Annotated in this window: 10 protein-coding genes and 1 tRNA gene; 2 read left to right on the top strand and 9 right to left on the bottom strand. The window is 43.2% G+C overall.

The window, feature by feature from the left end:
• Nucleotides 1-267: 267 nt before the first annotated feature.
• The 7 genes from D8803_RS09015 to D8803_RS08985 all read right to left on the bottom strand — a co-directional run bounded on the left by D8803_RS09015 (nucleotide 268) and on the right by D8803_RS08985 (nucleotide 8,314).
• Nucleotides 268-339 (bottom strand) — tRNA-Glu (locus tag D8803_RS09015).
• Nucleotides 340-457: 118 nt separating this feature from the next.
• A complete protein-coding gene (locus D8803_RS09010) occupies nucleotides 458-892 on the bottom strand; it encodes a cytidine deaminase family protein (RefSeq protein ID WP_131200884.1) in 435 nt (144 codons plus the stop codon).
• 12 nt (nucleotides 893-904) lie between these two features.
• Nucleotides 905-2,365 carry a glutamate--tRNA ligase gene (gene gltX, locus D8803_RS09005; RefSeq protein ID WP_131200883.1) on the bottom strand — a complete coding sequence of 487 codons (1,461 nt, stop codon included), beginning with the start codon at nucleotides 2,363-2,365 and terminating at the stop codon, nucleotides 905-907.
• Nucleotides 2,366-2,492: 127 nt separating this feature from the next.
• The gene (locus D8803_RS09000) at nucleotides 2,493-3,842 is read right to left on the bottom strand and encodes a glucose-6-phosphate isomerase (protein ID WP_131200882.1); all 1,350 of its coding nucleotides are present in this window, start codon (nucleotides 3,840-3,842) and stop codon (nucleotides 2,493-2,495) included.
• Nucleotides 3,843-4,010: 168 nt separating this feature from the next.
• The gene (locus D8803_RS08995; protein WP_000124765.1) at nucleotides 4,011-4,700 is read right to left on the bottom strand and encodes a gamma-glutamyl-gamma-aminobutyrate hydrolase family protein; all 690 of its coding nucleotides are present in this window, start codon (nucleotides 4,698-4,700) and stop codon (nucleotides 4,011-4,013) included.
• Nucleotides 4,701-4,839: 139 nt separating this feature from the next.
• Nucleotides 4,840-6,606 (bottom strand): ABC transporter ATP-binding protein, encoded by a 1,767-nt coding sequence (locus D8803_RS08990; protein ID WP_061418859.1) that lies wholly within the window; start codon nucleotides 6,604-6,606, stop codon nucleotides 4,840-4,842.
• A 1-nt stretch (nucleotide 6,607) separates the two neighbouring features.
• Nucleotides 6,608-8,314, bottom strand: coding sequence for an ABC transporter ATP-binding protein (locus D8803_RS08985; protein WP_131200881.1), 1,707 nt, complete (start codon nucleotides 8,312-8,314; stop codon nucleotides 6,608-6,610).
• Nucleotides 8,315-8,517: 203 nt separating this feature from the next.
• Between D8803_RS08985 and D8803_RS08980 the strand changes: the two genes are divergently transcribed.
• Nucleotides 8,518-9,534 (top strand): NAD(P)H-dependent glycerol-3-phosphate dehydrogenase, encoded by a 1,017-nt coding sequence (locus tag D8803_RS08980; protein WP_061418864.1) that lies wholly within the window; start codon nucleotides 8,518-8,520, stop codon nucleotides 9,532-9,534.
• A gap of 21 nt (nucleotides 9,535-9,555) precedes the next feature.
• Nucleotides 9,556-10,464, top strand: coding sequence for a UTP--glucose-1-phosphate uridylyltransferase GalU (gene galU, locus D8803_RS08975; protein ID WP_131200880.1), 909 nt, complete (start codon nucleotides 9,556-9,558; stop codon nucleotides 10,462-10,464).
• Nucleotides 10,465-10,522: 58 nt separating this feature from the next.
• Here the strand turns inward: galU and D8803_RS08970 are convergent, their stop codons facing one another.
• The gene (locus D8803_RS08970; protein WP_061418870.1) at nucleotides 10,523-11,197 is read right to left on the bottom strand and encodes a rhomboid family intramembrane serine protease; all 675 of its coding nucleotides are present in this window, start codon (nucleotides 11,195-11,197) and stop codon (nucleotides 10,523-10,525) included.
• The gene (locus tag D8803_RS08965; protein WP_061418873.1) at nucleotides 11,181-11,720 is read right to left on the bottom strand and encodes a 5-formyltetrahydrofolate cyclo-ligase; all 540 of its coding nucleotides are present in this window, start codon (nucleotides 11,718-11,720) and stop codon (nucleotides 11,181-11,183) included. Before D8803_RS08965 ends, D8803_RS08970 begins: the two co-directional genes overlap by 17 nt.
• Nucleotides 11,721-11,726: the final 6 nt, after the last annotated feature.

Here is an 11,726-nt window from a genome sequence, read left to right as displayed (position 1 = left end):
TTCGTCCTGAGCCAGGATCAAACTCTCATTAAAAGTTTGAGTTCTCACTCATTTCTGTCACTGACAGATTTNTTGTTTTTTTCATTGTTCAGTACTATAACCTTTGTTATAGTGCCCTGCACATTGGTTCGTCTTGTTCAGTTTTCAAAGGTCTTTGTCACTCAATCTCTCTCAAGCGACAACTATATTAGTATATCACAGCTGTTGACCTATGTCAACACTTTTTTGAAACTTTTTTTACTTTTTTTCGTCCCTGCGATACACACATAGTCCGTACGGGATTCGAACCCGTGTTACCGCCGTGAAAAGGCGGTGTCTTAACCCCTTGACCAACGGACCTTGAGTTTTTCAACTCTTTCTATTATACCTACTTTTCAAACTTTGTCAAGATCTTTTTTTAATCTCCTATACAAATTTTTCTATGATAATAGAAAAGAGCCAGTTTAACTGACTCTCTCTATTTTGTTTGCCAATTAGTCGCGCGTTCCTCTCCCCACCAGTAAGGGATCAATTCGGCAACCTTGATTGTTTTTCTTGCTTCGTAGTCCATCATGAACTCTGCTTCTTTATTTTCAGCATTCAATTCTAAGAGAAATTCTCTGCATGCGCCACAGGGCATACCCGAACTTTCACCGTAAGGCGGTTTATCTCGAAAAGCGAGGATTTTCTTAACTTTGGTTTGTCCTGAAAATTGATACATATTGAAGAGAGCTGCTCGTTCTGCACAGAGATGAAAAACGCCACAAGTGCCCTCCATACAAAATCCTGTGAATATCTGACCATCTTCCGCTTCTACCGCGGCAACGACATGGTTAGCATAAACAAAGTCAGAAACTTCATGAGGATTGTATAAGGTTCGTGCTTCTTCGTACATCTTTTCCCAGATATCCATTGGAAGTCCTTTTTATTCGGAAATCTCTTTGAGCATGTTCTCGATATGCTGGATAGATTTTTCACGACCTAATAGGTAAATCGTATCTGGAAGTTCTGGTCCATGCATTTCCCCTGATACAGCAATACGAATCGGCATGAAGAGGTTTTTACCCTTGATACCTGTTTCTTTTTGAACTGCTTTGATTTGTGGGAAGATGTTCTCTGTCACAAATTCCTCATCTGTCATTGCTTCTAGTTTCGCTTTGAAGGCTTCTAGAACAACAGGAACGGTTTCTCCTGCCATAACCTCGCGCTCAGCGTCTGTCAACTCTGGGAAATCTGAGAAGAAAAGATCTGTCAATGGAACGATTTCATCCACTGACTTCATTTGTGGCTTGTAGAGTTCTACCATTTTTTCAGACTTGTCAGTCAAACGTCCTGCTTCTTCTAAGTAAGGTTTGGCCATTTCAAAGATAGTAGCAAGTTCTGCTCTCTTGATGTAGTCGTTGCTCATCCAGTCTAGTTTCTTCTGATCAAAGGCAGCAGGTGACTTGCTGAGACGATTTTCATCAAATAGTTTAATCAATTCCTCACGAGAGAAAATTTCATCTTCGCCACCTGGATTCCAACCAAGAAGGGCGATAAAGTTAAACACAGCTTCTGGCAAATAGCCTTTCTTACGGTAGTCTTCAATAAACTGAAGGGTATTGGTGTCCCGTTTAGACAATTTTTTACCCGTTTCAGAGTTGATAATCAAAGTCATGTGACCGAACTCTGGTGCTTCCCAACCAAGTGCTTCATAGACCATAAGCTGTTTTGGTGTGTTGGCAATGTGGTCATCGCCACGGATAACATGAGAGATTTGCATATCATGGTCATCAATAACAACGGCAAAGTTGTAAGTTGGGTAACCGTCTTTCTTTTGAATTACCCAGTCGCCACCGATGTTACCACCTTCAAATTCGATATCTCCTTTGACCATATCATGCCATTTGTAGATACCAGATTCATTAACAGCCAAACGAACCGTTGGGATGATTCCTGCTTCTTCACGTTCTGCGATATAAGCTGCTTTTTCTTCTTCGCTCATGCCGAGATATTCATTGATGTAGCGTGGTGTTTCGCCAGCTGCTTCTTGGCGTTCACGTTCAGCCGCCAACTCTTCTTCTGTAACGTATGATTTGTAAGCTTTTCCTTCAGCTAACAATTGGTCGATGTATTTTTGATAGAGTTCCAAACGCTCTGATTGGCGATAGTTTTCATGTGTCTCTGGGCTTTCATCCCAATCCATGCCTAACCAACAAAGGTTTTCAAGCTGTGAACGTTCACCATCCTCAACATGACGTTTACGGTCAGTATCTTCGATACGAATGATAAAAGTTCCGCCATGATGGCGTGCGTAAAGGTAGTTAAACAATGCTGTACGGGCATTTCCGATGTGTAGTAGTCCTGTTGGACTTGGTGCGTAGCGTACGCGGATATCTTTTGACATAGTTTCTCCTATAAAGTCTCTAGGCGTCTGCCTTTTTGCTTTCTATATTATATCACAAGTCTCGCCTGAGTCCAATGTCTACGAATAAAGAGAGTAAAAAGAGTGGACAAACCACTCTTTTCTTCTATTATAGACGTGCGTTAAGTTCTTTACTCAATTCTTCAAATCCTGGTTTTCCAAGAAGGGCAAACATGTTACGTTTGTAAGCTTCAACACCTGATTGGTCAAATGGGTTGATGGCATTCAAGTAACCTGAAAGGGCGATAGCCAATTCGAAGAAGTAGATAGTGTAACCAAGAGTGAAAGCGTCTTGCTCTGGAAGAGTCACGTACATGTTTGGTACATCACCATCTGTGTGGGCAAGAAGAACACCATCAGTTGCTTTTTTGTTTACAAAGTCAACGTCTTTTCCTTGAAGGTAACCAAGTCCATCAAGATCTTCTTCCAAAGTAGGAATGATCACGTTCTTACGTGGTTTGTCAACACGGACAACTGTTTCAAACATGATGCGAGTTCCTTCTTGGATAAATTGACCAAGTGAGTGCAAGTCAGTTGAGAAGTTGGCTGAAGTTGGGTAAATACCTTTTTGGTCTTTCCCTTCTGACTCACCAGCCAATTGTTTCCACCATTCTGAGAAGTATTGAAGCGATGGCTCGTAGTTTACCAAGATTTCAGTCGCATAGCCTTTGCGGTAAAGGATGTTACGAACTGCTGCGTATTGGTAAGCTTCATTTTCTGAAAGTTTATCTGAAGTGTAGTCTTTACGAGCTGCGTTCGCACCTTCCATAAGGGCTTTAATGTCAGCACCTGATGCAGCGATTGGAAGCAATCCAACTGCTGTCAATACTGAGAAGCGTCCACCGATGTCATCTGGAACCACAAATGTTTCCCAACCGTTGGCATCTGCTTCAACCTTAACAGCACCTTTTTGGCGGTCAGTTGTAGCGTAGATACGTTTGTTAGCTTCTTCTTGACCGTATTTCTTAACCAAGAGTTCTTTGAAGACACGGAAAGCAATTGCTGGTTCTGTTGTTGTACCTGATTTAGAAATCACGTTTACTGAGAAGTCTTTGTCAGCTACGTACTCTACCAAGTCAGCAAGGTAAGTAGATGAGATTGAGTTCCCAGCATAAAGGATTTGTGGAGCTTTGCGTTCTTCTTTTGTTTGCAAGTTAGCAAAGTGGTGGTTCAAGAAGTCGATGGCTGCTTTGGCACCAAGGTAAGATCCACCGATACCGATCACAACCAAAACATCGCTGTCTGATTTGATTTGCTCAGCAGCTTTCAAGATGCGGTCGAATTCTTCGCGGTCATAATTTTCAGGAAGGTCCAACCAACCCAAAAAGTCGCTACCAGCACCAGTTCCTTTACGAATCAAATCGTCTGCAGCTGTTACTTGTGCTTGCATGTATTCCACTTCATGTGGGGCAACAAATTTGTCTAAAACTTTTGAATAATCAAATTTAATATGTGACATGATAATCCTCCAAAATTTCTTCTTTTCTATCATAACGCTTACCTTCGATTTTTTCAAGCTTTTTTATTGAATTTGCCCAATTTTTATCAGAATTCAAACGTTTGCGTAAATTTGCTAAAATATAAAAAATCTGAAAGGACGAATAAAAACGGCTAGAGTCTCTAACCGTTACAATTCATTTAATAAATACTCAAATAGTTCTAAATTGCCATCTTCTTCATTGACCAGAAACTCTGGATGCCACTGCAAACCGATGATACGGTGCTCGTCGATAGACTCAATCGCTTCAATAGTCTGGTCTCGAGGATCCACCGCTGTCACACGGAAATTAGGCGCCAGATCTTTAATACTTTGACGATGGACTGAGTTGACCTGACTTTCTTTTCCGAACAACTTAGCCACCACGCTTCCTTCTACTGTCTCAATAGAATGAGAGGTTCCAAAAGGCAAACCTTGCCAGTGACCTTCAATTTCTTGGTGAAGAGTGCCACCAAAAGCAACATTGACCAGCTGAACCCCACGGCAGATTGCCAAAATGGGCTTATTCTGATGAAGTGCTTCTCTCAAGAGTGCCAATTCAAATTCATCACGGACTAGGTTGTAATCGTCGCTCTCAATGGTCTTTTTCTCTCCATAAAACTGAGGATGGACATTTTGCCCACCTGTCAAGATGAGTTTGTCGATCATTTCCACATAATCGCGAACAATGGACTCATCTCCTACAGGAATCACTAAAGGGAGACCGCCGACTTGACGAATGCTCTCTGCGAATTTACAGGATACAGATGAGTGGATGTTTTTCCCTTCTGCATCTACAGGACATAGATTTGCAGCAACTCCTACAACCGTTCTAGCCATGATGTGTCTCCTTTCAATTTTCTAACGATAGTCCTATCTTATCATTCAAGCTCTCTGCTGTCTAATATGTTTTTTTAAAGACCGTGATAAGTATTTTTTATGGATAAGAAAGAAGTTGCCCAAGAGGACAACTTCTTTCTTATTCGAAGACAAATTGATTGTGATACAGTTCTGAGTAGAAGCCGCCGAGCTTGAGCAACTCGTGATGATTTCCACGTTCAATGACCTCTCCATCTTTGAGGACAATAATCTGATCGGCATTGAGGATGGTCTTTAAACGATGGGCAATGACAAAACTGGTTCGTCCTGCCACAACCGCCTCCATGGCATGTTGAATCTTGCTTTCTGTTACGGTATCCACATTGGAAGTCGCTTCATCTAAGATTAAAACTTGGGGATCTGTCATCAAGGTCCGAGCAATGGAAATCAATTGTTTCTGACCAGTTGAGAAGATGTTTTGCTCATCATCAATAAGGGTATCATACTTATCAGGCAAGCTTTCGATGTAGTCATGAATATGAGTTGCCTTAGCAGCTGCTTCGACCATTTCCTGACTGGCATCTGGCACACCAAAGCGGATATTGTCTCGGATTGTTCCACTAAACAAGACCGAATCCTGCAGGACAATCCCGACCTTGCTCCGCAGGCTGTCCAAGTCGTAGTCTCGGATATCTTTGCCATCAAAGGAAATGCTACCTGCATCCACATCGTAGAAGCGATTGATGAGGTTCATGATGGTCGTTTTCCCTGAACCAGTCGGACCGACAACTGCTACCATCTGCCCCTTAGGAGCTGAAATGCTAACATCTTTCAAAATCGGCTTGTCAGGCACATAAGAGAAATCAATATGACTGATTTCAACACCTTCTCGTAATTCCGTAAATGCTGGTGCATTTTGCGGGCGAATCTCTTCTTCTGCATCAAACATTTCTTGGATACGATCCGCCCCAGTAAAGGCCAACTGGAGGCTCCCCCAACTCGCAGCCACCTGGATAATCGGCTGGTAGTACTGCTGAGAAAATTGGGTAAACATGACGATCAAACCTAGGGCTGTCGTTGTTTCGATACTTGGATCGTTCAGCAAGACCGCAGAACCTGCAAAAATAACGATGGCTGTATTAACCAAACTCATCCCATTCATAACAGGAAAGAGGATTCCTGAGAACATTCTCCCTTTAAAGGTTGCCTTGCGCACGCGCTCATTTCGCTCCACAAAGCCTGCTACGATGTCGTTTTGAATTCCTTGTACAATAACAGCTTTCTGCCCTGAAATACTTTCATCCATGTAGGCGTTGAGTTTCCCAACCTCTTTTTGCTGGAGATTGGTGTATTTGCGGGCCATTTTCACAATGAAGACCAACATGAGAAAGGCCACTGGAGTGCTGGCTACTGTTATCAGGGCTAGCGTCATATTTTTTGAAAACATGACAAAAATCAAACCGATGTAAAGAGCAATATTGCTCATAACCTGAACTAGACTTTCATTGAAGGCTTGAAGGATATTGTCTAAGTCACTAGTGAAGCGAGAAAGGATATCGCCATCCTGATGGCGGTCAAAGAAAGAAACCGTCAAACGAGAAAGTTTGCCAAAGAGGCCCTTACGCATCTCATTAGTTGACTCAGCAATTACACGGGTCATCAAGGCCATGTAAATCAAACTGGACACTACCAAAACCAGCACAACCAGGGCTAGATTCAGCATCAGAGCTGACAAACTTTGCCAGGCTAGTTCGGAAGTCCCATTTTGATAAGCTAGAACCAGATTAGCGAGCTCCGTCACTGCTTGACCTGAAAAAACAGGAAAGAGGGCTTGGGCAATTGTCGCAATCGCAACCATCAGAATCACAATGGCAAAGGAGAACTTGTAAACTTTAAAATAATTCCAGAAAAATCGAACAGTTTTCATTTTATTCCTCCTTTCCCTTTTGTGTTTCGTAGATTTCACGGTAGATGGCATTGTTAGCTACCAAGTCTGCATGCCGTCCTTCTCCAATCAAGCGCCCTTGGTCCAAGACCAAAATCTTGTCTGCATGGACGACTGAACTGATTTTTTGAGCGATGATAATCGTTGTTGTCCCTTTCAGGTCTTTGTTCAAAGCCTCCTGAACGAGTCTCTCTGACTTGGCATCCAAGGCTGAAGTCGAATCGTCAAAAATCAGGATACGGGGATTGCTGACAATCCCACGGGCAATCGACATCCGTTGTTTTTGTCCACCAGAAAAGTTGGTGCCACGTTCTTCGACCTGACTCTCAAATTTGTTTTCCATGCGTCCAATAAATTCACTGGCTTGGGCGATACGCGCCGCACGTTCAAGCTCGGATACGCTGGCATTTCCTTTTCCTTGACGGAGATTATCTGCAATAGTCCCACTAAAGAGAATGGCTCTTTGCAAGACGATGGAGACCGTTTTACGCAAGGTTCCCTCGCTGACATCTCGAATGTCCTTGCCACCAATCTTGATAGAGCCCTCCTGTGGATCAAAAAGTCGTGGAATTAGCTGGGCAAGGGTGGACTTACCTGCCCCAGTCGCCCCCACCACACCGACCATCTGACCTGGTGCAACTTCAAAGCTTACATTCTTAAGCATGGGCTCTTCATCGGTAGGATAAGTGAAGGTCACATTTTCAAAAGAGAGACTTCCTTCTAGATCCTCATCTGGAAGATCCTTAAAAGTCATCGCTGGCTCGGTATCTAGAACCTCACGGATACGCATCATCGAAATCATAGCCCGACTGACAGAATTCCCTAAAAATCCAACCATGACGATTGTAAAGATAATCTGACTGAGATAGTTAACAAAGGAAGCAATAGAACCAACGACTGACGGATCCGACTGAGCCATTCCCGCAACCAACCAGATGGAGAGGAAAACCGCTCCGTACCCAATGAGCATCATAAAAGGTTCCACTACTGAAAAGGCATAGCCAATATAAATATTTTGTCCCAGAAGCTCATCTGAGACCTCAGTAAACTTGTCAAATTGCTCTTTTTCCTGCACAAAGGATTTGACCACACGCACACCACGTAGATTTTCCTTGGCGATGGCATTAATTCGTTCAAGAAGAGTTTGAAACTTGGCGAAGCGCGGCCCCATCATTCCCATCATGATACCTGTAAGCGCAAAAATCAGCACTACCATGAGGACAATCACCCACCAAAGTGATGGAAGAGTGTGAACTGCCAAGATAAAGGAACCGATAAAGAGAAGAGGGAGACGGAAGAGGATTTGGAAAACCATCATCACCATGTTCTGAATTTGGTTGATATCGTTGGTCATGCGGACAACTAAATTCCCAGCATTAAACCGCTCAATGTTGGCATAAGAAAAGGTTTGGATCTTACGAAAAGCATCTTCCCGAAGATCCGAAGATACTCCCTGAGCGATATAGGATGCAAGAATAACATTGACACCACCTGCAACCAGACCCACGAGGGCTACTCCTATCAACCATGCCCCAATACTATAAATAGCCTCATGTTGGCCAGCCAGTAGAGCATCTAAAACCTCCTGCAAATAGCGAGGTTGCAAGAGCGAGCTCGCAACCATCAAGCCTGTCATCACAAAGGATGCCAAGGCTTGCCATTTATAGGCTTTAATTTTTTCAATCAGCATACTTCCTCCTAATCAGATAGACAAAAGGGAGTGACGAAATTCGCCAGCTCCTCTCATTCTTTCATGTTGATGCTATTCTAGCAAAAAAGAGGAATCTTGTCAAAGAAGTATTTTATCTTAAAATCCTATCTTTGCCTATAAGTAGGTGCATGAAAAGGCTTTTTATGATAAAATGAAAGGAGAACTCTTAAAAGGAGGAGAAGATGAAGAAACAAACCATCGCTGTCTTGGGTCCTGGCTCTTGGGGAACTGCCCTTTCGCAGGTTCTAAACGACAATGGACACGAGGTTCGGATTTGGGGAAATATTCCCGACCAGATCGATGAAATCAATAGTCAACATACAAACAAACGCTACTTTAAAGACATCCTACTCGACGAAAACATCAAGGCCTACCATGACTTAGGAGAAACATTGAAAAATGTAGACGCTGTTTTATTTGTTGTCCCAACAAAAGTAACGAGACTGGTTGCCCAACAAGTAGCAAAGGTACTCGATCACAAGGTTGTCATCATGCATGCCTCCAAAGGCTTGGAACCAGATAGTCACAAACGCCTATCAACTATTCTTGAAGAGGAAATTCCAGCCAATCTCCGTAGTGATATCGTCGTTGTTTCAGGACCTAGCCACGCTGAGGAAACTATTGTACGGGACATTACCTTGATCACTGCAGCCTCTAAAGACCTTGAAACTGCCCAGTACGTTCAAAATCTCTTTAGCAATCACTACTTCCGCCTCTATACCAATACGGATGTTATCGGGGTTGAAACCGCTGGTGCTCTTAAAAACATCATTGCAGTTGGTGCGGGTGCATTACATGGCCTAGGATTTGGTGACAATGCCAAGGCAGCCATCATTGCCCGCGGCTTGGCTGAAATCACCCGTCTAGGTGTCGCTCTTGGAGCTAATCCTCTGACTTATAGCGGTCTTTCTGGAGTTGGAGATTTGATCGTAACAGGGACATCTGTCCACTCTCGTAACTGGAGGGCCGGTGATGCCCTCGGTCGTGGAGAATCCCTCGCAGACATCGAAGCTAACATGGGCATGGTCATTGAAGGAATTTCAACGACTCGAGCAGCTTACGAACTGGCTCAGGAATTGGGTGTCTACATGCCAATCACGCAGGCTATTTACCGAGTTATTTATGAAGGTGTCAATATCAAAGAAGCAATCAACGACATCATGAGTAATGAATTTAAAGCAGAAAACGAATGGTCTTAGACCCTTATAGAAAGGAACATTATGAAACAAAAAGTCAGAAAAGCAGTCATCCCTGCCGCTGGATTGGGAACTCGTTTCCTCCCTGCAACTAAGGCCTTGGCCAAGGAAATGTTGCCAATCGTAGACAAACCAACCATCCAATTTATCGTTGAAGAAGCCCTCAAATCTGGAATCGAAGATATCTTGGTTGTTACAGGTAAGTCAAAACGTTCCATCGAGGACCACTTTGACTCAAACTTCGAATTGGAATACAACCTCAAAGAAAAAGGGAAAACAGATCTTTTGAAGCTAGTTGATGAAACAACTGGCATGCGTCTGCATTTTATCCGCCAAACTCATCCACGCGGTCTCGGAGATGCTGTTTTGCAAGCCAAGGCTTTCGTCGGAAATGAACCTTTTGTCGTGATGCTTGGGGATGACTTGATGGATATCACTAATGAAAAGGCTGTTCCGCTCACCAAACAACTCATGGATGACTATGAACGTACCCACGCGTCTACTATCGCTGTCATGCCTGTCCCTCACGATGAAGTATCTGCCTATGGAGTTATTGATCCACAAGGCGAAGGAAAAGATGGTCTTTACAGCGTTGAAACCTTCGTTGAAAAACCAGCCCCAGAGGACGCTCCTAGCGATCTCGCTATCATCGGACGCTACCTCCTCACACCTGAGATTTTCCAAATTCTGGAAAACCAAGCTCCAGGTGCTGGAAATGAAATCCAGTTGACGGATGCGATTGACACCCTCAATAAAACACAACGTGTATTTGCTCGTGAGTTCAAGGGAGCTCGTTACGATGTCGGAGACAAGTTTGGCTTTATGAAAACATCCATCGACTACGCTCTGAGACACCCTCAAGTCAAAGATGATTTGAAAGACTACCTCATCCAACTTGGAAAAGAGTTAGCTGGAGAGAAATTAAAAAAATAATCTATAACAAAAGAAGAACTAGGATGGTTAACTATCCTAGTTCTTCTTTTATTTGCACTTATCTCATCCCTTTGTAGAAAAGGAAAACAGCTAGTGCGACAAAAAGTAGGGTTGCTCCGATTCGCTGCCCAGAGCTATACATCCTTTTTTCCCATTTGACTGGAAAGATGACTGCTAGAAAGGCACCGCCTATTGCACCACCAATATGCCCTGCTAGGCTGATTCCTGGAATCAGAATACTTCCAATGATATTGATCACGAAAAGCGTCAGGTAGGATTGCCCCAACTGCTGGATATAGGGGCTGCGAGTCGCATAGCGCAAAACGATAATCGCAGCAAATAATCCATAGAGAGAAGTGGAGGCACCTGCTGCTAGGACTTTCGGTGTGAAAGCAAAAACAAAGAGATTGCCCATCATTCCTGATAAGAGATAAAGAAGGAAAAATTGCTTAGAGCCGAAAATCTCCTCCACCTGTTGTCCAAGAAAGTAGAGTGAAATCATATTGACAATGAAATGCTCCCATCCAATGTGCACAAATATAGCCGAAAATAGGCGCCAAATCTGCTCAGGGAACAGGCGAATGATCGGTCCATACATAGCTCCAAACTGAAAAAGAGTTTTTGCTTGATCAAAGTTGATACCCGTAGTAATCAGCATCAAGAGAAATACCAATGCTGTTACTAGGAGAAAGAAACTCGTCACAGGGTAACGTTTATCAAAGATTTCCTTCATCTATTAGCACCTCCTGGACGGGAATATCATGGTTTTCCAAGTTAAACTCCTGAATTTGACAAGGATAAACCGTACTCAAAGTATGACCAGTAAAATGTTCCAGATAGCGGTCATAATAACCTCCACCATATCCGATCCGATAACCCTCTGTTGTAAAAGCCAAGCCCGGAACATGAATTAAATCAATCTGAGACGGTTCCACCACTTCCAAGTCTCCTTGCGGTTCCAGTAAACCAAAGGACGTTTTTGCCAACTGCTGCGGATCATAGACCACAAACTCCATGCGCCCCTTGGGATAGGTTTTGGGTATCAGAACCTTTTTGCCCTCCTTCAGCGCCTGCTTGATCAATCCTTGCGTTTGAAATTCATGAGGGAAGGAGAGATAGGTTGCGATGACCTTAGCTTCTTGGTAAAAAGGATGCTTTAAAAATCGCTCTGTTAAAGCTCGATCCATAGCCTGTTTTTGCTCCTGAGATAGAGCCTTCATTTCTTGCAAAATTTTCTTGCGTAGTTCTGCTTTCATAGATAA

The organism is Streptococcus oralis (assembly GCF_003943385.1).
GTDB classification, from domain to species: Bacteria; Bacillota; Bacilli; order Lactobacillales; family Streptococcaceae; genus Streptococcus; species Streptococcus oralis_CA.
The sequence above is the reverse complement of the archived record's forward strand: the minus strand, read 5'-3'. Positions and strand labels throughout refer to the sequence as shown.